This window comes from Mycobacterium sp. NGS24 (assembly GCF_059813065.1).
In genome coordinates this window covers 69,407-89,580 of sequence record NZ_JCALDW010000013.1, presented here as the reverse complement: position 1 = coordinate 89,580, position 20,174 = coordinate 69,407, and the positions used below count along the sequence as shown (strand labels likewise).

Sequence of the window (20,174 nt, the reverse complement as noted above, 5' to 3'; positions counted from 1 at the left end):
TGCGCTAGCCGCCGGACGGCGGCTGCGCGATCACGGTGGGCTTGAAGCCGTAGCGGGGAGCGGCGAAGTTCGCCACACTGCGCCCGGTGCCGGCCCCGGGCGCCATCGGGAGCCCGCCGAACGCTGAGGTGGCGGGTTGGGCGGCGGCCGCACCTGCAGCGCCGTTGAGCGCCACGTTGATCGGCGTCGCCCCCGGCGTGGCCGTCCAACTGGCCGGGACCGAGACCGCCCCGACCTTGGCCGCGTTGCCGACTGCGCCGGTGATCCCGCCGAGAGCGTTGCCGAAACCGCTGCCGAAGGTCGGTGCAGCAGCCGCCGCAGCCCCCTCCGCCGCCTTTGCCGCGCCCTCTGCCGCTTTTGCGGCCGCGGGGAACGCGCTGTGGAACAGGCCGTCGATATCCTTCATCGCGGTGGTGCTCAGTCGGAATGGAGAGACCATTCTGATGTAGGTGTCGAACCCGGAACTGAAGTCCACCGTCTGGGAACCGGTCAGCCCTTCCACCACATCGCCCAGGATTCCGTTCAACACGATCCCGTCGCCGTTGGCATTCCAGGCCGCTCCGGTCAATCCGAGCGCTGCTTGCGGATTGGCCAGCCACGGTGGGACGTTCGTCAGGCCGCCCAGCTGGTTGAGCGCCCGCACCACATCGTGATAACCCGCCGATGCCAGGGCGGAGTTGACCGCGTTGATCTGCGCGTTGATTTGATTGCTGAGCCCGGCGATGCTGGTCGCGACGGACTGCGGTGTCAGAGTCGGCAGGTCCGCGGCCGCCGCGGAGGCACCCGAGTAGCCGTACATGGCGGCGGCGTCCTGCGCCCAGAACTCGAGATATTGCGCCTCGGTGGCGGCAATTGCCGCGGTGTTCTGGCCCAGAAAGTTCGTCGCGAGCAGACCGGCCAGCAGTGCCCGGTTGGCCTCGATCACCGGTGGCGGCACCGTCGCCAGAAATGCGGCCTCGTAGGCTGCCGCCGCGGCGACAGCCTGCGCGCCGGTCTGTGCGGCCTGTTCGGCCGTAGCGGTCAACCAGGCAATTTGCGGCGTGGCCGCGGCGGCCATGGCTGCGGCCGAGGGGCCGGCCCACGGCCCGTCGGTCAGGCCGGTGACGACCCCGCCGTAGGAGGCTGCAACGGATTGCAATTCGCCCGCCAAACCTTCCCAGGCAGCGGCTGCGGCCAGCATCGGCCCCGACCCCGCACCTGCATACATCAGCGCGGAGTTGACCTCCGGCGGAAGAGCTGCGAAATCCAACATTGACCTGTCGTCCTAACCGATCGTGGCAGCGTTGGCGGCTTCGGTGGTGCCGTAGGAACTACCGCTGAGACCCAGCGTGGTCGCCAACTGCTCCTGGACCGCCACGGCCTGCTCACTGATCGCCTGAAACAGCGTGGCGTGGTTGACGAAATGGTTGGCCATGATCAGCGACACCACGTCGGATGCGGCCGGAACGACCGCACTCGTCGGGCCCGCGGCGGCGGAATTGCCGGCACGGTGGGCCGAGAAAATTGACATGAGCTCCCCCGACGCACCGGTCAGAACTTCTGGCTCAGCAAAGACAGTCGACATTTGAGTCCTCCCTCAACGTTTACGTTGCACAACAGCAATCAGCGACCAATGACGTGGCACGTCACTCGTCGCTGAGCTGGTTCCTCGACCACGTTAAGTCCGACAAAGGGCGCAAACCAGGCCATCAGCGGCTTGTTCACTGGCGGGACAATAACTATTCATTTGCTGCATTGAATCCGCAGGTGGAGTGGAGACTAGGTATGAATCATATATGTTTCATATATGAAATGAGTTTTATATGAAGTTCTAAAAAGCACGTGCAATCGCAGCTACCCTGTGCGTCTGCGGCCCCGGCTATCCGCCGCGAACACCGCCACCAATCGGGGCACAAGCTGCCGCCTGATATCCCAGAGAACGCCGTTGACCTGCAGTTCCAGCCCGGACGCGACTGCCTGCGACTTCCCTGCGCACGCGAACAGACTGGACCGGACCGACGGCTCGTCGCCGCCGAGCGGCTGCTCACCGCCTCCGATGGCGGCGGAGTCCAGGCTCGGCGACGGTCCCGGCGTCGGACCCGCAGATTTGCGAACGACGCGAGATTCCCACCGGATCGCCGCTGCTTAAACGTGAAATCGTTGAACCGGACCTGCCCCCATAAGCGGCCAGCAGTCGACTTTCGAACCAGAACGGCGTTTGCTGGGTGTTATCCAGGTCACTCAATTAGGACGGTGTTCACCTCGGCGACAGCTGAACAGCAGGTGAACGGAAAGTAATCTACCAGCGGTTATTGATAAACGCGGGGGTCCAGAGTGCCGATATAGGACAGATCACGATAGCGCTCGTCGTAATCCAGGCCGTAGCCGACAACGAAGTCGTTGGGGATGTCGAAACCCACGTAGGTGATGTCGACGTTGGCCCCCACCGCATCGGGTTTCCGCAGCAGCGTGCACACCCGCAGCGAGCGCGGATGCCGGCTGCTGAGGTTCCGCAGCAACCACGACAGCGTCAGCCCCGAGTCGACCACGTCCTCCACGATCAACACGTCGCGGTCGTGGATGTCCCGGTCGAGATCTTTAAGGATGCGCACCACCCCCGACGACGATGTCGAGGACCCGTAAGAACTGACCGCCATGAACTCGAACTGGGTCGGCAGCGGAATGGCGCGGGCCAGGTCGGTGACAAACAGGACGGCACCCTTGAGCACGGTGATCAGCAGCAGATCCTGACCGGTGGTGGCCGCCGGGTCACGGTAGTCGTCACCGATCTGTTGCCCGAGCTCGGCGATGCGGGCCTGGATCTGCTCCCGGGTCAGCAACACCGACTTGATATCCCCCGGATACAGCTCCGCCGTCACGTCCACAGCGTGCCACGCCGACCGGTCAACAACCAACGCAACCGTCAAATCGTCTCGGGGCGCAACTCGAGTAGGCCGTCGCGCCGGCCCGCGACCAGCCGGCGACCGCGCAGCTGCGACCCAACCGCCACACCACCCTGGCCGCGCCAGCCCGTGACCAGTTTGTCGACCCCGCGAATCTGCTGGTCGGTAAGTCCGGTCGCACCGCCGGCCAGCAGCCAACGGCGAATCACCCGTCGACGCACCGGGTCGGGCAGCTCGCCGAGCGCCCGGGTATCCAGCCCCGTACCGGTCGTCGCCCCGCTCAGCGCCTCCGCGGCGAGCGCATCGATCAGCTCAGTGTCCTCGCGCAGGGCGGTCGCGGTGCGGGCCAGCGCCGCCGCGACCCCGCCGCCGAGCACGTCTTCCAACAGCGGCAGCACCTCGGTGCGCAGCCGCACCCGGGCGAAACGGCGGTCGCCGTTGTGCGGATCCTGCCAGGCGGTGACGCCCAGCTCGCGGCAGGCAGCGTGGGTGACCTCCCGCCGCAGCCCCAGCAACGGGCGGCACCACGGCGGATCAAACGGACGCATACCGGCGAGCGAGCGGGCTCCCGAGCCGCGGCCCAGGCCCAGCAGCACCGTCTCGGCCTGGTCGTCGAGCGTGTGCGCCAGCAACACCGGCCCGTCCCGATGGGCGGCCAGCGCGCCATAGCGGGCGGTCCGGGCCGCGGACTCCGGGCCGCCGTCGGTGCCGACCTGCACGCGCAATACCCGGGCATCCGCGCATCCCATCGAAAGAGCTTGTGCCCGTGCGGTTTCGGCCACCTCGGCCGAATCGGACTGCAACCCGTGATCCACGATCAGCGCGGTAGTGGGGCGCAACCGAGCTGCGACGGCGGTGAGCGCCAGCGAATCCGGGCCACCGGAGAGTCCGATGCACCACCGCTCGTCAGGACCCAGATAGGTCTGCGCGAAATCTGCTGCAGCCCTACGCAACTGGGCTAAAGCACCCGGTCGATCCATCGCTGTGGGTGCTCGATCTCGGCGGGTAGCGGCAGCGTCTCGGGTCCCGTCCAGATCGTATTGAAACGCTTCATCCCGACCCGCTCCACCACCGAGTCGACGAACACCTTGCCGCGGGTGTACTGGCTGAGCTTGGCATCGACACCGAGCAGCGCGCGCAGCAGCCGCTGCAGCGGCGGTTGTTTGCGGCGGCGGCGTTCGTCGAACCGTTGCCGGATGGTGGCGACCGACGGAACCACCATCGGCCCGACCGCGTCCATCACATGCTCGGCGTGCCCTTCCAGCAGGGTGCCGAGCACCAACAGCTGATCCAGCGCCTGGCGTTGCGGTTCGGACTGCACGGCGCGCATCAGGCCCAGGATCCCGGTGGCATTGGGATCGTCCGTCCCGGCACCGCGCGACCGGATGAATTCGGCGAGTCGGCCGGCCACCTCGCGGATATCGTCAGCGGGTTCCCGGGTCAGCAGACCCAGCGAACTCGACATGTAACCGGCGATCCACGGGTTGGCGGTGAACTGCACCCGGTGGGTGACCTCGTGCAGGCACACCCACAATCTGAAGTCCGACGGATCGACATTGAGCTGGCGCTCGATGGCGATGACGTTCGGATACACCAGCAGCAGCGTTCCGCCCTCGGACCCGAACGGGTCGTACTGACCGAGGATGCCCGACGACACGAACGCCAGCACCGCACCGGTCTGCGCGCCGGTGAGCCGGCCGGTGAGCCGGCCGCGGGGCTGGTCGCTGCCGTTGGTCATCGCCTTCATCGATTCGGTGGCAGCCCGGATCCACGCCGGCCGGTCCACCACCCGCGCCGGCGGCACCGCGCCGTCGGTGATCAGCCCGGTCACGTCGCGGACCGGCGGTTCGGCCTGCTCGGCGGACCGCAGCAGCTGATCCACGACCTGCCGTCGGGTGTAGTCAGAGGTGACCGGACCGCCACGGGTCAGCTTTTCCCCGACGGTGGCCGCGAAACGCCAGTCAACGGCGTTGCCCATCGTCAATTCCGCGCTGTCGGTCATACCGCACACCCGCAGAACCACAACCGGGTGGCGAGCGCGTCGATCGCGTTGCGACCGTTCGGGCCGGCGTCGTTGGAGATGAATGCGAACGTGAGCACCCGTCCGCTGGCGTCGGTGAGCACCCCCACCAGGGAGTTCACCGCGGTCAGCGAGCCGGTCTTGGCCCGCAGCCAACCGGCCGGGCCCTGGTCGGTGGACCGGTCCAGAAACCGCTCGCCCAGCGTGCCGCTGCCGCCGGCGATCGGCAGCAGATCCAGCAGTGCCCGCAGCGATGGTTGATCCGGACCTGCGGCGGCCTGCATCACGCCGTCCAGGGTGCGGGCCGTCAGACGGTTGTTCACCGACAGTCCGCTGGAGTCGGCCAGGGCGGCGCCGCCGGTGTCGACGTGCGCGGTGTTCAGCCGGCTGGTCACCGCGTCGACGGCCCCGGTGAAACTGCGCGGCCGGTTGATGGCCGTTGCCACTTCGCGGCCGATGCATTCGGCCATCACGTTGTCCGAGGCGTTCATCATCTGGGACAGCCGCTGCACCAGCGGCGCCGACTGCACCACCGCCAGCTGGCGCGCACCGGACGGCGCCGAAGCGATAGACACCGCCGCCGGATCCAGCCCCAGCGCGATGGCCAGCTCCCGGCCGGCATCCAGGGCCGGCGTCCGGCTGCGGCGGGAGTTGACGGTGGTGGGCTGGATCCGGCCGGCGTCGATCATCGCCGCCTCAATCGGGGCGACGTCACCGTTGTCGACGTCGGCGGAGTCCCAGCCCGGCGCCAGGGTGGGACCGCTGAACGCCGAGATGTCCACCTGCACCGAGGTGGGCGTCATACCGCTGCGGTGCACCTGCTCGACCAGGTCGTTGATCCGTGCCGCACCGCGATACCAGGTGTCCACGCCGGGCGGGGCCGCGGACAGGGTCGGGTCCCCGGCACCGACCAGCACAACGGGACCCTGCGCGCTATTCGGGGCGGCCACCACCCGGGTGCTGATCCGGGCTTGGCGGTCCAGCGTGAGCAGCGCCGCGGCGGCAGTCAGCACCTTGTTGGTGGACGCCGGCACCAGCGGTACGTCGTCGAGCTGTTGCCAGAGCTGCTTATTGCTCATGGCATCGGTGATCCGGCCGCCCAGTCTGCCCAGATTGGGATCCGCCACCACCGCCGCCAGCGCCGCGGCCACCCCCGTCGGGCTGGGTGCCTCTGCGTTGTCGGCCACCGCGCTCACGCCTGCCTTGACCGTCGGGGGTCGCGGCGGCGGCACCGTGGAACGCGCCCCGCCGCTGCCGTGCCCGCCGGTGGTGAACAGCACGGCCGCCGCCACCACCGCAGCCACGCACGCCAGCACCGCCAACCCGACGAACACCCGGGTGGTCTTGCGCCAGCGTCTGGGAGCCATAGATCGCGCGATCTCCTGTCTTGTCGTGTCCCATTCTGCCGAACCGCCCACACAGCAGTGCCGCCGCACCTGCTCGACTACTGTGTAGCCGTGCAATTCGACGTGACCATCGAAATCCCCAAGGGCCAGCGCAACAAATACGAAGTCGACCACGAGACCGGTCGCGTGCGCCTGGACCGCTACCTCTACACCCCGATGGGCTACCCGGCCGACTACGGCTTCATCGAGGACACCCTGGGTGAAGACGGTGACCCGCTCGACGCCATGGTGTTGCTGCCGCAACCACTGTTTCCCGGGGTGCTGGTGGAGGCGCGGCCGGTGGGCATGTTCCAGATGGTCGACGAAGCCGGTGGCGACGACAAGGTGCTCTGCGTGCCGGCCGGCGACAAGCGCTGGGACCACATCCAGGACATCGGCGACGTTCCGGAGTGGGAACTCGAGTCCATCAAGCACTTCTTCGTGCACTACAAGGACCTGGAGCCCGGCAAGTTCGTCAAGGCCGCGGACTGGGTCGGCCGCGCCGAGGCCGAGGCCGAGGTGCAGCGTTCGGTGGAGCGGTTCAAGACCAGCGGGCACTGACCGACATCCTCGACCGCTAGTGTCGCGACGGTGACGGACGGCGCGGGTACCCCCGCAGTGTCGGCGGGACCGGTCACCCGCGGCAGCGTCGCCCGGGTCGGCACGGCCACCGCGGTCACCGCGTGCTGCGGCTACGCGGTGGTCTACCTGGCCGCACGCCATCTTGCGCCCAGCGGCTTCTCCGTCTTCGCCGTCTTCTGGGGAGCGTTCGGCCTGGTCACCGGCGCCGCCTCCGGCCTGCTGCAGGAAACGACGCGCGAGGTGCGCGCAATGCAGTACCTCGACGTGCTGCCCGAGCGGCCCCGCACCCGCCCGTTGCAGGTGGCCGGCCTGGTCGGGCTGGTCTCGGCCGTCCTGATCGCCGGCAGCTCACCGTTGTGGAGCGGGCGGGTGTTCGTCGCGGACCGCTGGTTGTCGGTGGCGCTGCTCAGCGTCGGGCTGACCGGATTCTGCCTGCACTCGGCCCTGCAGGGCATGCTGGCCGGCACCAACCGATGGGGGCACTACGGGGCGCTGATGGTGACCGACGCCGTCATCCGGGTGGCGGTCGCCGCGGCCACCTTCGTGATCGGCTGGGGCCTGGCCGGGTTCCTGTGGGCGACCGTCGCGGGTTCGGTGGCGTGGTTGATCATCCTGGCCGCCTCGCCCGCGGCACGCAGCACGGCACGGCTGCTGACCCCGGGCAGCCCCGCCGCCTTCCTGCGCGGCGCCGCACACTCGATCACCGCCGCCGGAGCCAGCGCGATCCTGGTGATGGGCTTCCCGGTGCTGTTGAAAGTGACCTCCGCCGAACTGGGCACCGAAGGCGGTGTGGTGATCCTGGCGGTCACGTTGACCCGGGCGCCGTTGCTGGTGCCGCTGATGGCCATGCAAGGCAACCTGATCGCACACTTCGTCGACGAGCGCGGCCACCGACTGCGGGCGCTGGTATCCCCGGCGCTGCTGGTCGCCGGGATCGGCGGGATCGGGGTGCTGCTCGCCGCCGTGGTGGGCCCGTGGCTGCTGCGTTTCGCGTTCGGGTCGCAATACGCAACCAGCAGTGCACTGCTGGCCTGGCTGACCGCCGCCGCCGTCGCGATCGGGTTGTTGACGCTCACCGGATCCGCCACCGTCGCGGCCGCCCTGCATCGGGCGTATTCGCTCGGGTGGGTCGGCGCGACGGTGACCTCGGGGCTGTTGCTGCTGCTGCCGACCGCATTGCAGACCCGCACCGTGGTCGCGCTGCTGTGTGGACCCCTGGTGGGGATCGCCGTCCACCTGCTTGCGCTCGGGCGCGGCGCACGCGTCGGCACCTGATCGCGGCCTGCCCGGCGTGTACTTTGTGGCTTGACATGGGTTCTGAAACGCATGACGTGTGGATCGTCGTCCCCAACTTCAACGAAGGCGCTGTCATCGGTGCGGTGATCAGCGAACTGCGATCGGTTTTCGACAACGTCGTCTGCGTGGACGACGGCAGCTCCGACGGCAGCGGTGAAATCGCCCGGCGGGCCGGCGCTCACCTGGTGCGTCATCCGATCAACCTGGGTCAGGGCGCGGCCATCCAGACCGGCATCGAGTACGCCCGCGCGCAGCCCGGCGCCGCGGTGTTCGCGACATTCGACGCCGACGGTCAGCACCGCGTCAAAGACGTGGCCACGATGGTCGCGCGGATCAAGCGGGGCGACGTCGACGTCGTGATCGGGACCCGTTTCGGCCAGGCGGTGGCCACCCGCCCGCCGTTGCTGAAGCGGATCGTGTTGCAGACCGCGGCCCGGCTGAGCCGGCGCGGCCGCCGGCTCGGGCTCACCGACACCAATAACGGCCTGCGGGTCTTCAACAAGACCGTCGCCGACGGGATGAACATCACCATGAGCGGCATGAGCCACGCCACCGAGATCGTCATGCTGATCGCCGAAAACCGCTGGCGCGTGGCCGAAGAACCGGTCGAGGTGCTCTACACCGACTACTCCAAGTCGAAGGGGCAGCCGCTGCTCAACGGCGTGAACATCATTTTCGACGGGTTCCTGCGCGGGAGGATACGACGGTGAACTGGATTCAGCCGCTGCTGATCGGCGCCATCATCGCGCTTTTAATGTTCCTGCTGCGGTCGCGGCGCAGCGCCCGGGCGCGCGCGTGGGTGAAGGTGGGCTACGTCCTGTTCGTGCTGCTCGGTGTCTACGCGGTGCTCCGTCCGGACGATACGACGGTGGTCGCGCACTGGTTCGGGGTGAACCGCGGCACCGACCTGATGCTCTACGCGCTGATCATGGCGTTCAGTTTCACCACGCTGAGCACCTACATGCGGTTCAAGGATCTGGAACTGCGCTACGCGCGCCTGGCGCGGGCGATCGCGCTGGAAGGCGCGCAACCGCCCGATGCCAGCGTGGGTTCGTCGCCGCGAGAGTGAATTCAGCCGCCCGCCCCGGCGGGCTCAACTCCCGTGCTTGTGCCGGAAATATTCCACCGTGCGCCGCACCCCGTCGGCTAACCCGACCTGCGGTCGCCAACCCAAAATCTCTGCCGCCAAACCGATGTCGAGGCAGGAGCGCTTCAGGTCACCTAGCCGCGGCGGATGGAACTCCGGGTCGTCGGGCCCGCCCACGGCGGCGGCGACCGCGGTGTGCAGTTGGCGATCGGAGGTTTCGACTCCGGTGCCCACGTTGAACCGCTGCCCGCCGCCCTGCTCGCCGGACGCCTTGACGAAGGCGTCGACGACGTCATCGACGAAGACGTAGTCGCGGGTGTTGGAGCCGTCACCGAACACCTTGGTGCTGCTGCCCTCGAGCAACGCCTGGGCGAAGATCGCGACCACGCCGGCCTCGCCGTGCGGGTCCTGGCGCGGACCGTACACGTTGGCCGGCGCGATGTGCGAACAGTCCAGGTCGTACAGGTGCCGGAAGGTGTTCAGGTAGATCTCCCCGGCCACCTTGCCCGCGGCATAGGGCGAAAAAGGATCGGTCGGCACCGTCTCGGGCGTCGGGTACTGCGGCGGGATGCCGTAAATCGACCCCCCCGAGGAGGTGTGCACGACCTTGCGTACCTGTGCGCGACGCGCCGCCTCGGCCAGCCGGATGGTGCCGATCACGTTGACCGAGGCGTCGAACTGCGGGTTGGCCACCGAGTGCCGCACGTCGATCTGGGCCGCCAGGTGGAACACCACCTCGGGGCGGTGTTCGTCGAAGATGGGCTGCAGGTCCGAGGTCACGATGTCGGCCTCGACGAACGTGTGCGCCGGCTCGTCGAGGAGATGCTCGAGGTTGGTCGCCCGGCCGGTCGCGAAGTTGTCCAGGCCCACCACCGTGTGACCGTCGGCCAGGAGACGGTCGACTAGCGTCGAGCCGATGAAACCGGCAGCCCCGGTGACCAGTGCGCGCACCGGCCCACCATACCGAGTGGCGCGGGCGGTCATCGTCGCCGCAGGTGTGCTGATCGCGGTGCAGCTGGCAATCCGCGCGGCGCTGGCGTTCAGCGGCTATTTCTACTGGGACGATCTGATTCTGATCGGCCGCGCGGGCAGCCACAGTCTGGTGTCCCCGTCGTATCTGTTCGACGACCACGACGGGCACGTGATGCCCGGTGCGTTTCTGCTGGCCGGTGCGATCATCCGGCTGGCACCGCTGGAGTGGGCCGGGGCGGCGGTCAGTCTGGTGGTGCTGCAACTGCTGGCGTCGCTGGCGTTGCTGCGGGCGCTGCGGGTGATTCTGGGCTGGCGGCCGGTGTTGTTGCTCCCGTTGACCTTCGCGCTGTTCACCCCGCTGGGAGTGCCGGGGTTCGCGTGGTGGGCGGCGGCGCTGAACTCGCTGCCGATGCTGGCGGCGCTGGCGTGGGTGTGCGGTGACGCGGTGTTGCTGGTTCGCACCGGCAGGCAGCGTTACGCGCTGACGGGTGTGTCGGTGTATCTCGGTGGCCTGCTGTTCTTCGAGAAGGCCGCGGTGATCCCGTTCGTCGCCTTCGCGGTCGTGGCCCTCGCCGGTCATGTGCGCGCAGATGCGTCGCCGCTGCGGGCCGCCTGGCGGGCCGGCATCCGGCTGTGGGTGCCGTCGCTGGCGGTGACCGCCGGCTGGGTGGTGCTGTATCTGGTCGTGGTGAATCAGCGGCGATGGAGTTCGGACGTCGCGATGACCTGGGCCCTGCTGCGCCGGTCCGTCACGCACGGCATCGTGCCCGGTCTGGCCGGCGGCCCCTGGCACTGGGCGCGTTGGGCGCCGGCCTCCCCGTGGGCCACCCCGGGGACCGTGGTGATGGCGCTCGGATGGCTCAGTGTTGCTGCGGCGCTGGCGGTTTCGCTGATCCGCAAGCAGCGGATCGGACCGGTGTGGCTGATCGCCGCCGGTTACGCCGTGGCCTGCCAGGTTCCGATCTACCTGATGCGGTCGTCGCGTTTCACCGCCCTCGAACTGGCGCAGACCTTGCGGTATTTCCCCGACCTGGTGGTGGTGCTGGCGCTACTGGCCGCGATCGCGTTCGCCGCCCCCAACCGGCCGTCGGCGGCGTGGCTGGACACCTCGCGGCTCCGGACCGCTGCGACAACCGTTGTGGCGCTGCTCTTCTTGGCCAGCAGCCTGTACTCGACGTCGACGTTCGCGCAGGTATGGCGCGACAATCCGGCCGAGCCCTATCTGAAGAACGCCCGGGCCGGCCTGGCAATGGCGGACCCGACGGTGCCGTTGCTGGACCAGGAGGTGGACCCGATGGTCTTGCAGCGGGTGGCATGGCCGCAGAACCTGGCCAGCCAGCTGTTCGCTTTGCTTCGCGATCGACCTGAATTCAGTTCCGCCACAACACAATTGCGGATGTTCAACAGCAAGGGGCAACTGGTCAACGCCCGGGTGACCTGGGTGCGGACCATCAGGCCGGGGCCGGTCGCGCAGTGCGGCTACTTCGCCCAGCCGGACCGCCCGACGCGCCTGATCCTGGACGGTCCGCTGCTGCCGGCCGACTGGACTGTCGAGTTGCACTACCTGGCCAATACCGACGGCTCGATGATGCTGGCCCTGTCCGACGGGCCAGAGGTGAAGGTCCCGGTGCATCCCGGACTCAACCGCGTCTATGCCCGGTTGCCGGGTGCCGGCGATGCGATCACGGTGCGGGCCAACACCGCTGCACTCGCGCTGTGTCTGGCCTCCGGGCCGGTGGGGTTTCTGGCGCCGCTGTGAGCGCCCAGCCCGGAAACTTCGCGGCGCGTCGCCGATCCGGTGAAGTGTGGAGCCGCCTAGGAGAATCGAACTCCTGACCTATTCACATATTGACGTAGAACGATAGCGTTCAAGAGAGTCCGCTAAGATATTGCAGCGCAACGTGATACACGATTCATCGTCCGCTAGCGTGCCCACGGATCCGGGGTGATTTAGGGGCGTTTGTATCAGGAAAGTGGAGACCCGTCTATTTTGTCGGTGCCTTTCATTACAGTCACCCACATGAGCACCGACATCAGCGTCCAGACCACCACATTCGGCGGTTCCGGCCAGCCGTCGCACTACCTCCCTGGCCCCAGACCAGAGAAACTGCCGATTTCGGCGAAGGTCTGGGACGTCGCCAAGGACTACGGCAAGGAGTCGGAGGCGGTCGTGGTGGCCTTGTACGAGGCCGTCATGCGACTGGAGTCGGCGTTGACAGCAGACTAGGACGGCCCTACCCCCCAGGTGGCACCGCGCGCAAACATCTCGCGATTGCGCTTATCCAGCTTCTCCCACCGCTTCTCGTCGCGAGGCTCCGCTCCCTGCTGGAACGCCAACTTCAGTACATCCTCGATCATGACCCGGCCGGTCGGTATGTGCCCCTTGCCGAGTGCCGAGCAGTGAAGATGTGGACGCACTTCATGCGACGACGAAATCGGGTGCCAGTGATATTCGTATTGGGGGGTGCCATCGATCAGCAGGTCGTACATGTAGCCCGTCGTGGTGACCTTCCACGGACCCCGGTCACGATCGTCGGAGGCGACGATTTTGTATCGCATACTCACACTCAGGCCCAGCTTGCCGGCGGCGCGGAGTCCGACGACCTCGCCGTTGTTGAGGGTGAGAACACCCTCTTCGCCTGCCCTGTAGTTGTCGGCGGTGACCTTGCCGTCGAGGAACATACCGAGGGCGGCCTGGATCGGCGCGACAAACGCCTTAACTGCTTCGGCCTGAGTCCTACCGGCCACTCGGACGAAGCATGGCGACCTTCATCACGTCAGTGTCGGAGTCATCCGCATAGGAGCCGTTGTCCCAACGCCGCGCGAACGTCGCGCCATCAATGCCGAGCAGACGGTGAGCAGCTTGATCGAAGATCTTCCACGATCCGTCTGCGCTGATCTTCTGAAACTTGACTGCCATACTCACACCCCCTCTGTTCGTAACGATAGCTTTGTTTCTCGTAGCGTCGCATGTACCTCTGACAACTATATCTCTCCCGGCTATTTCGACCTGCCGGTTCGTGTCAAAACGCGCAGGTGGGCGGGCCGGGGGGCGGCTCGGCGAACCGGGCTTGCGTCGCGTCTGCGCCTTCTATTCCGTGATACCGCTGTGGATTATCCGCGCCCGCCTGGCTAGGTCCTCGCGCGCTTTCCTGCCCTGCTTCTTCGGTAGGTCGTTGTCGACGACTAGGGAATGGGCGACGTCGCGAGGGTGTGACTGTTCGGTGTCAGGGTATGGGTCGAACGCCACGCCGAGGCAGACCTCCCGGACATCCTTCACCAGCATCGAGAAAACTCCATTCTTGGGTTCCCGCTTGACATCCGCCCAACTGAGTCCGTGTTCGGCGAGAATTCGGTCTCGATAGCAAGAGATGCCGTCGTCATCAAAGCGCACTGCAGCCACGGTGATCGACACCTTCTTCGTTCCCTGGTCGGTCACTGTCCAGTGTTCGTGAGGGATGCTTGGCGAATATCGGTACAGCACTTCCTCTGGGCCGATCTGAGGATCGTCAGCCTTCACCGCGGAATCAGTTGATGTTGAACTCCTGCACTGATCTTCTCGAGGAAGATGCGCGAATCATCGAGTGCGACTCCTAGCAGTCGAGGCCCGTCAGTCTGGCCTTTGCTGACTGCGAGTTCATGATCAAACGCTTCACGACCATCGGCCCAGTAGCCACGAAACGCCAGTTCACCATCCTCAAATGCGATTGTGAGTTGGTCACCATCAACGAGCCAGACGACATGCAGTCCGCCGTCGGGGAGCGGCGAGAACTGCGGCGTTGCAAGCCCATCAGCGTGTGTGAGTGCCTTGATCAAGGAGACCGCAAGGTTCGCGACTGCGGTGTGCACCGCGCGGCCGCTGGCGCCGTCCCAACCTCGGGGCAGCCGCGTTAGCTTGGCCAGCTCGCTCTGTGCGTACACGATGACTTCTGACCGCGTCGGGTGGGAGACTTGCGGTTGTCCGGGCTGGGCGGCCCACCATCGAATATGCGCATCTTGAATAAACGTCGGCACAGTTCTGGGCGACGAAGTGATTGGCGATTGTTCAATTACTGGCATCGGTCTTTCCCCATTCGATGTGCATGCCCTCCGTTGTGACGTGGTCAAACATCATTACGCCTTCCCTATGTGCAACATCAAGGGCGGCGAAGACGTCCACTGAAGAAAGTTCGGCGTCTATCGCAACTATCGAGTTGATCTCAAGTTGCAGCTCATTCTCGTCAGCAGGGTAACCGAGCGATATTGTCTGCCGCCCAAACGGTTGGCCGTCCGTCTCGCTGAGTTGGCGCTCCATCTGGACCCTGGTTGCGACATGACCGTCGAGAGTGAAGGTGGTCGAGAGCGCATCAATCACCCGCGGTACATCAGATGCGCCGGCTACCGCGATTCGGTTGAAGAAGGTCACCTCTGCGGCACTTGGCCGGAGAACGCCAAATCCCGCACCTTCTATGTAACGCTCGAAGTCGCTCCAGATAGACGACAACTCAGCACGTAACACGTCATAGCGCGGATACGGGTTATCACCCTGTTGCTTACGCCAATTGATCAGTAGGCGGTCGTGTTGCACCTGAATGAGTAGTGATTCGTCCTCGGTCAAAACCCACAACCGAATCGGTGCGACCGAGTTGCCGAATTGGAACATGAAGTTGGCCGGCCCCAGTGGTGGCAGAGCTACCTGTTCCTGAACTTTCGGGAAACGCTCTCGCCATCTGTCGACCAGGCGCACCAACGCGACCGTGTCAAGACCAGGCAACTGCAGAAAGTGAATGCCCGCGGCCACCTCGATCACCGGCGGCAGTTTGAACGAGGGGAGAGCTTGTGCAATGGCCACGCCCCCCATTGTGCAATGTTAAGGCAGCGGTGGGACGGTTGTGACCAGCGACACTGGCGTCATCGCCGGCAGCAGCGTGATCGCTAATGCCGACCAGTGAGGACCGAATCGAGTCCCGTGGCATCAGATTGTGTATCCGGGTATGCCTCTGACGGATTGGCGTTGGCGTGGGAGTTGGGCGGTCATGGCGGTGTCGATCATGTCTTTGGACGTGGCTGTCGCCGAGGATGAAGACTTGGACGAGCCGGAGCGCAGCAGAGCCCGAAAAGTGCTTGACGGCCTGCTGTCAGGAGGCTCAAAAATCGCAATCACAGCCCTCGGTGGCGCCGGCGGCCACATTCTGCACAGCTGAGCGGCCACTGACTCCGAGGTAACAATCTCCCGAGTTATCACCGGAGTCTTAGACCGATGTGTCCGGCCCTGGAGCGAGACTGACCGCATGGCAATCAAGGTGCAACTGATAACAGGCGAACCGCCCCTGAGCTTCGACACCGGGACAGGTTGGAGGTAGTCGCCGGCGGCGTCCTGAAAATTAGCAAGGCAGACCGCGAGACCCTCTACATCAGTCCCGCGCAGTGGGTGACCGTCGAGGAGACTCGGGGGCCAGTCGCAATGCCAGTGGTTGGTCACGCAGATCCGGGTCCGGAAGATTCCGCGTTCTAGTGTCGGCCGAGCCCGCTTCCGACAAGCGCCTTGAATTGGCCTATGCCGTAGCGCAGGAACGGCTGAAGCTGCAGGACGCCACGCTAGCGAACACGCGAACCAGGGCGAGCAATCTGCTCGCCACTACCGCGCTGTTTATCTCCTTTTCAGCCGGGGTCGGCTTGATCCAGAGCGATCCGGACTCAGAGTCCGCGCTTTGTTCCGGCATAGCCCTGATCCTCTTGCTGGTCGTGGTCGCTCTAGGTATCAGCGTGCTGGTGGTCGTGTGGCCGGCCAAGATGTGGTGCTACACCCCGTCAGCTTCGAAGATCATGGCCAGGATTGCGGCGGGAGATGACGAAGCAGCTATCCGCCGGTACGTCATCGATGCAATGATCACCGGAGCCGAGGCTAACCACGACATGCTCGAACTGAGACAGAATGCGTTCCGTTGCGCGGTCGTGCTGCTCGTAGTCGAAGTCGTACTGCTCCTTTGCGCTATCGCCCTCCACTGAAGGACCGCACGTGACTGACCATTGGGACAACAAGAGCAAGCGCGAAGAGATCGAACGAAGGAAGGCAGAGGCCGCCGAGCGTAAGAAGGCCGAGCTCGCGCAGGAACGAGATCGCCGTGAGCGTGAAATCGAGGAACGCCGAAGTCGGCGCGATGGGGACAAATAACGCGCGTTGTCTTGCCCGACGCTGGATTATCTTTGGAGGGAGCCCGCATGCAGTTCGACGAGTTACGCACACTCATCACCGCATCCAGAAACTCTGACTGGCATCGAATCCGTTCGGGCCCAACGTATCGTGACAGCTTCGCGACTTGGAGCAGCCCCGCCGACGGATCGGCCGGTTGCGAGGTTCACGGTCACACGTACGTTGCGGTCTACAAGCCGGACATCGACATCACCATCGCATTCGGGCGAGAATCCGGTTTGATGTCGCGCGATCTGAAATTCGGGTGGGCGGAGTTTCCAGATCCCAAGGTGTCCATGCACGATGCCGACGTGTTCTGGCGGGGGTCGCTCGTTGATCGAGTCAACTTCGTATACGTTGACGGCGGACGCTGCGCCCTACCGCTCGGACTCGGACACCAGGGCCTCGAGATCACCCGACATGAGTTCGCGGTGGCCCGCCTGATCGATGCGTTGGAGAGCGGCGATCGCTTTGACACGTACGCGTCGGGTGTGCCCTACGAGTTCGTCGACTGATCAAGTCCCCCGAGCCCGCATGACCGAACCACCGACCCCCTCACCGGTTCCCGACGAGCACCTAGAGGAATGGAAATCATCGGCGCTATTGGCCCGGTCATGCCGACTCGTGATGCAGAGAACCGTCGACCCGGTACCAGGCAGCGCACTCGCTACCGCAGATCTTCATTACCCGCATGAGAAAGTCTCGGCGTGGACGCGCGAGTACTTGTTGGCTGCGGGTGACTCTCTCGGTTTCTGGGCCGATCACTTCTCTCCGTACGAGTTCGCCCCGGATGCGGCGCACGAGGTGCCGTACCGGTCGTATCTGCTGCTGGGACGTGCTGGTCTGGAAGCCGCCGCCCATGCGCTTTGGCCGCTCAGCTCGCCTATCTCCGAGGACTGCGCCAGTCGCCATGTCCGCTTGCTGCACCGCGACTTTCGTTACCATCGCCAGGCTCTCCGGGCAGGTGTGCGCGACGAGTCCTATATCCAGTCGCGGATCAACAACCTTGAACGGCGTGCTCGCGACTCGCCGCTGCCGCTGCGGCCGGCGGATAATCCGCCCGGGTACGAAGGGCTCATACGTCATGCGGCGCAGCATGTTCAGCGCGATCCCGACGAGTGGGCCTACATATGGAATGCCGCTAGCGGCGCGGCGCATGGACAGAATTGGTTTGGCATTGAGGGGTACGAGCTGCACAGCCGAGATGAGTACGAGCCTGGGTACTTCCGGATTCAGCGTCTCCCCGATCCCGAGTTCATTACAGCGACAATGGACGCGGCGTCGCTCTGTGTCCTGGCCGGGACGCACAGGTGGCTGTCCCTCGGTGGTCACCCTGATGAGCTGTACAGGCAAGCACTGCAAGGCATTTCGGACCGGATGCCGAAGGGCCGCTAATGTCCATGTCCATCGGAAGAAATCCCGCCATAGTCCCGTGCAATTGCACGGATGTGCTTGCCCGTCCAGATCTTGGACCACAGTTTGCGTCCGATCTCAGTCTTGGTGAAAACCCCCAGATCGCGTCCCCTGCAGCGATAACACCGGCCGCAAGCAGGTGTGTTCCCAAGCCACACGTATCCAATGTGACGCGCTCCCCGGTGCGCAGTCCGCCGACTCGCCGCTCGGCGGCGTGAAGACTACGGAACGCGTCGTGAAACTCTTCAGTGACGTTAAGCGGACCGACCGTAGTCCGGCCCGGTTTTCTGAGGGTGACTTCGAGTTCCTTGACCGTGTTGCTGGTGCGCATTGGGATCGCGTGCGGGTGTTGCTCGAGCGGTGGTTCGCCGAGCATCCGAGCGACGCCAAGCGTGACCTCTACAGCAGGTTCACCGATCACGACAGCGGTCAGCACCTGGGGGCTTGGTGGGAGCTGTATATCGCTAGCTTGTTCCGGCACTTGCGGTATGACGTTGTCGCACACCCCATTATCGAAGGATCTAAGGGCAAGCCCGACTTCCTTATGACGAAGCCAGGAGCTTCTTTCTACATCGAATGCGTGGTCGCCGGCACCGGGGGGACACGCGGCAACGTTGAATGGATCTACGACTGCATAAGCGATGTTGAGACTCGCGACTTTCTCGTCGGTGTCGAGCGCGTCGAAACCGGTACCAAGAAACCGAAACGGAGAGATGTCACCCGACCTATCGCGCAGTGGCTCGCGTCGCTTGACCCTGACGATATTCTCTCGAAACCGGGAGAAGAACTGCCTCGCAGGACGATTCCGATACGCGACTGGTCACTGGAGCTGGTTGCCTACCCGACTAGGCCTGATGCAAGACATAAGGGCGGCCGGATAATCGGCACACTGCCCGCAGTCTTCGGCTTCCCTGCCAACACAATTGATCGCATCCAGGAGAAGATCACTAAGAAAGGGCGGCGTTACGGTAATAGCCCGCTGCCGCTGCCGCTGATCGTAGCCGTGTTGGAGGGAACCGGATGGGTGGATGAGGATGAGTTCGGCGACGCATTGTTTGGCCGCAGGGAATTTCAATGGAATGAGGGCGACGCCGCGTCGATACGTCAAGTGCGACGACGCGATGGCTACTTCCGTGGTGATTGGAAAGACGATGACGACCAGCGTGGAATTCGCGTATCGGCTGTGCTGATCGGATCCAACCTTCGGTATTGGAGAATCGCAACAGATTTACCCCGCTTATGGCTGAATCCATGGGCCGCAACCCCAATCAACAACCGCGACGGCTTCGCTACCACCACAGCACTTGAGAGCGGGCAGTTCGTAGAAAGCGCGGCAACGCTCGATGCGTCGTCAGTATTCGATCTCGAACCCGACTGGCCATCTTTCCCTACGAAGCGCTTCGATGATGAATAAGCCGAGTGCCATGGCGGGCGCACCCAACCTGCCGTCATGAGCGCCGTACACACTGGGCGACGCCGAAAAATCTCGAATGGTCGAAGGGGCAGTGACCGTTGTTCTCGTACGGCGCCAACCTCGCGCCCTCATGTTCTTGAGCCCAGGCGTCACGGGCCGCCAGGAACCTCGCGAACGCCGCCCTCCACGTCCGCTCAGTCCGATACCGAACACCCTGAAAGGGTCTGCTGCACCGTCAGGTGACAGTTTTGACCTGACCCACCTGTTGGGTTCCATTTTCGGTGACTAACTGACGGCGGTGAGGGTGTTGTTGGTGAAGGATAGTTCGTATTCGACCGGGGTGCGGTAGCCGAGCGCGGAGTGGCGGCGTCGGCGGTTATGGAAGATTTCGAGGTAGTCGAAGATCGCGTTGGCCAGCTCGACGCGGGTCTTCCATTTCTGGCGGTCGAGCAGCTCGATTTGCATCGAAGACCAGAAGCTCTCCATCATGGCATTGTCCAGCCCGTCGCCGATCGTCCCAAAGGACGGCAAAAGCCCCGCGGCGCGGATCTTCTCGCCGAAAACCCAAGAGGTGAACTGGGTTCCGTGATCAGCGTGAACGATGCCACCGGGTGATGGGCGGCGGTTGCGGATGGCCATGTCCAACGCATTGACCACCAAAGTCGCATCGGCCTTCGAGTCCATCGACCAGCCCACGATGCGGCGGCTGAACGCATCCAGGACAGCACAGCAGTACAGCCATCCTTCCCGGGTCCTGTGTTGGGTGATGTCGGTGACCCACAACTCATTTGGCGCCAGCCGGTGGAACTTGCGGTTCACCAGATCATCGGCGGTCACTACGCCGCGCAACCGTTTGACCCGGATCGGACCGGGCAGGCCGTAGATGCCGGCGAGCGTCATCAGGACCGAAACCGTGCGTTGACCGCGCTCATCGAAAATCCCCGGCTGTGC

At 65.0% G+C, this 20,174-nt stretch carries 24 protein-coding genes and 1 pseudogene; 12 read left to right on the top strand and 13 right to left on the bottom strand.

Annotated features, from left to right (window positions below):
• Positions 1 to 4: 4 nt before the first annotated feature.
• From AC5Y6Y_RS17555 to dacB, 6 genes are all read right to left on the bottom strand, one after another.
• A complete protein-coding gene (locus tag AC5Y6Y_RS17555) occupies positions 5 to 1,252 on the bottom strand; it encodes a PPE family protein (protein ID WP_463828538.1) in 1,248 nt (415 codons plus the stop codon).
• 12 nt (positions 1,253 to 1,264) lie between these two features.
• Complete coding sequence (locus AC5Y6Y_RS17550; RefSeq protein WP_463828537.1) at positions 1,265 to 1,564, bottom strand: PE family protein; 300 nt, start codon at positions 1,562 to 1,564, stop codon at positions 1,265 to 1,267.
• 724 nt (positions 1,565 to 2,288) lie between these two features.
• Positions 2,289 to 2,906, bottom strand: coding sequence for a hypoxanthine phosphoribosyltransferase (hpt, locus tag AC5Y6Y_RS17545; protein WP_473139863.1), 618 nt, complete (start codon positions 2,904 to 2,906; stop codon positions 2,289 to 2,291).
• A complete protein-coding gene (tilS, locus tag AC5Y6Y_RS17540; RefSeq protein ID WP_473139864.1) occupies positions 2,903 to 3,862 on the bottom strand; it encodes a tRNA lysidine(34) synthetase TilS in 960 nt (319 codons plus the stop codon). The genes hpt and tilS overlap by 4 nt, the downstream gene beginning before the upstream one ends.
• On the bottom strand, positions 3,841 to 4,884 hold the full coding sequence (locus AC5Y6Y_RS17535; RefSeq protein WP_463828534.1) for a zinc-dependent metalloprotease: 1,044 nt from the start codon (positions 4,882 to 4,884) through the stop codon (positions 3,841 to 3,843). Before AC5Y6Y_RS17535 ends, tilS begins: the two co-directional genes overlap by 22 nt.
• A complete protein-coding gene (dacB, locus tag AC5Y6Y_RS17530) occupies positions 4,881 to 6,269 on the bottom strand; it encodes a D-alanyl-D-alanine carboxypeptidase/D-alanyl-D-alanine endopeptidase (RefSeq protein WP_473139865.1) in 1,389 nt (462 codons plus the stop codon). Before dacB ends, AC5Y6Y_RS17535 begins: the two co-directional genes overlap by 4 nt.
• A gap of 90 nt (positions 6,270 to 6,359) precedes the next feature.
• Here dacB and AC5Y6Y_RS17525 point away from each other — a divergent pair, with 90 nt between their 5' ends.
• Genes AC5Y6Y_RS17525 through AC5Y6Y_RS17510 form a run of 4 tightly spaced genes read left to right on the top strand, consistent with a single transcriptional unit; the run spans position 6,360 to position 9,234 of the window.
• Positions 6,360 to 6,848 (top strand): inorganic diphosphatase, encoded by a 489-nt coding sequence (locus AC5Y6Y_RS17525; protein WP_473139866.1) that lies wholly within the window; start codon positions 6,360 to 6,362, stop codon positions 6,846 to 6,848.
• 30 nt (positions 6,849 to 6,878) lie between these two features.
• Positions 6,879 to 8,144: a hypothetical protein gene (locus AC5Y6Y_RS17520; protein ID WP_473139867.1), complete on the top strand. Its 1,266-nt coding sequence runs from the start codon at positions 6,879 to 6,881 to the stop codon at positions 8,142 to 8,144.
• Positions 8,145 to 8,179: 35 nt separating this feature from the next.
• On the top strand, positions 8,180 to 8,875 hold the full coding sequence (gene ppgS, locus AC5Y6Y_RS17515) for a polyprenyl-phospho-N-acetylgalactosaminyl synthase PpgS (protein WP_463828530.1): 696 nt from the start codon (positions 8,180 to 8,182) through the stop codon (positions 8,873 to 8,875).
• Complete coding sequence (locus AC5Y6Y_RS17510; protein WP_473139868.1) at positions 8,872 to 9,234, top strand: DUF2304 domain-containing protein; 363 nt, start codon at positions 8,872 to 8,874, stop codon at positions 9,232 to 9,234. Before ppgS ends, AC5Y6Y_RS17510 begins: the two co-directional genes overlap by 4 nt.
• A gap of 24 nt (positions 9,235 to 9,258) precedes the next feature.
• Here AC5Y6Y_RS17510 and AC5Y6Y_RS17505 read toward each other — a convergent pair whose 3' ends face one another.
• Positions 9,259 to 10,203: an NAD-dependent epimerase/dehydratase family protein gene (locus AC5Y6Y_RS17505; protein WP_463828528.1), complete on the bottom strand. Its 945-nt coding sequence runs from the start codon at positions 10,201 to 10,203 to the stop codon at positions 9,259 to 9,261.
• Between AC5Y6Y_RS17505 and AC5Y6Y_RS17500 the strand changes: the two genes are divergently transcribed.
• Both AC5Y6Y_RS17500 and AC5Y6Y_RS17495 read left to right on the top strand, forming a co-directional pair.
• On the top strand, positions 10,169 to 11,983 hold the full coding sequence (locus AC5Y6Y_RS17500; protein ID WP_473139869.1) for a hypothetical protein: 1,815 nt from the start codon (positions 10,169 to 10,171) through the stop codon (positions 11,981 to 11,983). The two genes, AC5Y6Y_RS17505 and AC5Y6Y_RS17500, sit on opposite strands and share 35 nt — an antisense overlap.
• Positions 11,984 to 12,244: 261 nt before the next feature.
• Positions 12,245 to 12,451 (top strand): hypothetical protein, encoded by a 207-nt coding sequence (locus tag AC5Y6Y_RS17495; protein ID WP_473139870.1) that lies wholly within the window; start codon positions 12,245 to 12,247, stop codon positions 12,449 to 12,451.
• On the opposite strand, the gene AC5Y6Y_RS17490 is transcribed toward AC5Y6Y_RS17495, so the two are convergent.
• The 5 genes from AC5Y6Y_RS17490 to AC5Y6Y_RS17470 form a co-directional block, all read right to left on the bottom strand.
• Positions 12,448 to 12,972, bottom strand: coding sequence for a hypothetical protein (locus tag AC5Y6Y_RS17490; RefSeq protein ID WP_473139871.1), 525 nt, complete (start codon positions 12,970 to 12,972; stop codon positions 12,448 to 12,450). The two genes, AC5Y6Y_RS17495 and AC5Y6Y_RS17490, sit on opposite strands and share 4 nt — an antisense overlap.
• On the bottom strand, positions 12,962 to 13,144 hold the full coding sequence (locus tag AC5Y6Y_RS17485; RefSeq protein ID WP_473139872.1) for a hypothetical protein: 183 nt from the start codon (positions 13,142 to 13,144) through the stop codon (positions 12,962 to 12,964). The genes AC5Y6Y_RS17490 and AC5Y6Y_RS17485 overlap by 11 nt, the downstream gene beginning before the upstream one ends.
• Positions 13,145 to 13,315: 171 nt before the next feature.
• Positions 13,316 to 13,744 carry a hypothetical protein gene (locus AC5Y6Y_RS17480; protein ID WP_473139873.1) on the bottom strand — a complete coding sequence of 143 codons (429 nt, stop codon included), beginning with the start codon at positions 13,742 to 13,744 and terminating at the stop codon, positions 13,316 to 13,318.
• Positions 13,741 to 14,283 (bottom strand): hypothetical protein, encoded by a 543-nt coding sequence (locus AC5Y6Y_RS17475; RefSeq protein ID WP_473139874.1) that lies wholly within the window; start codon positions 14,281 to 14,283, stop codon positions 13,741 to 13,743. Before AC5Y6Y_RS17475 ends, AC5Y6Y_RS17480 begins: the two co-directional genes overlap by 4 nt.
• Complete coding sequence (locus AC5Y6Y_RS17470) at positions 14,270 to 15,055, bottom strand: TIGR04255 family protein (protein WP_473139875.1); 786 nt, start codon at positions 15,053 to 15,055, stop codon at positions 14,270 to 14,272. Before AC5Y6Y_RS17470 ends, AC5Y6Y_RS17475 begins: the two co-directional genes overlap by 14 nt.
• 184 nt (positions 15,056 to 15,239) lie before the next feature.
• Here AC5Y6Y_RS17470 and AC5Y6Y_RS17465 point away from each other — a divergent pair, with 184 nt between their 5' ends.
• The 6 genes from AC5Y6Y_RS17465 to AC5Y6Y_RS17440 all read left to right on the top strand — a co-directional run bounded on the left by AC5Y6Y_RS17465 (position 15,240) and on the right by AC5Y6Y_RS17440 (position 19,223).
• The gene (locus tag AC5Y6Y_RS17465) at positions 15,240 to 15,407 is read left to right on the top strand and encodes a hypothetical protein (RefSeq protein WP_473139876.1); all 168 of its coding nucleotides are present in this window, start codon (positions 15,240 to 15,242) and stop codon (positions 15,405 to 15,407) included.
• Positions 15,408 to 15,717: 310 nt separating this feature from the next.
• On the top strand, positions 15,718 to 16,212 hold the full coding sequence (locus AC5Y6Y_RS17460) for a hypothetical protein (RefSeq protein ID WP_473139877.1): 495 nt from the start codon (positions 15,718 to 15,720) through the stop codon (positions 16,210 to 16,212).
• 10 nt (positions 16,213 to 16,222) lie between these two features.
• Positions 16,223 to 16,378 (top strand): hypothetical protein, encoded by a 156-nt coding sequence (locus tag AC5Y6Y_RS17455; RefSeq protein WP_473139878.1) that lies wholly within the window; start codon positions 16,223 to 16,225, stop codon positions 16,376 to 16,378.
• 260 nt (positions 16,379 to 16,638) lie between these two features.
• Positions 16,639 to 16,911, top strand: a complete 273-nt coding sequence (locus tag AC5Y6Y_RS17450) for a hypothetical protein (RefSeq protein ID WP_499918763.1) — start codon at positions 16,639 to 16,641, stop codon at positions 16,909 to 16,911.
• Positions 16,912 to 16,930: 19 nt separating this feature from the next.
• On the top strand, positions 16,931 to 17,791 hold the full coding sequence (locus AC5Y6Y_RS17445; protein ID WP_473139880.1) for a hypothetical protein: 861 nt from the start codon (positions 16,931 to 16,933) through the stop codon (positions 17,789 to 17,791).
• A 253-nt stretch (positions 17,792 to 18,044) separates the two neighbouring features.
• Positions 18,045 to 19,223 carry a hypothetical protein gene (locus AC5Y6Y_RS17440; protein WP_473139881.1) on the top strand — a complete coding sequence of 393 codons (1,179 nt, stop codon included), beginning with the start codon at positions 18,045 to 18,047 and terminating at the stop codon, positions 19,221 to 19,223.
• A 285-nt stretch (positions 19,224 to 19,508) separates the two neighbouring features.
• Here AC5Y6Y_RS17440 and AC5Y6Y_RS17435 read toward each other — a convergent pair.
• Positions 19,509 to 20,141: pseudogene (locus AC5Y6Y_RS17435) on the bottom strand (IS3 family transposase); the annotation flags it as partial.
• Between the last annotated feature and the right edge of the window lie 33 nt (positions 20,142 to 20,174).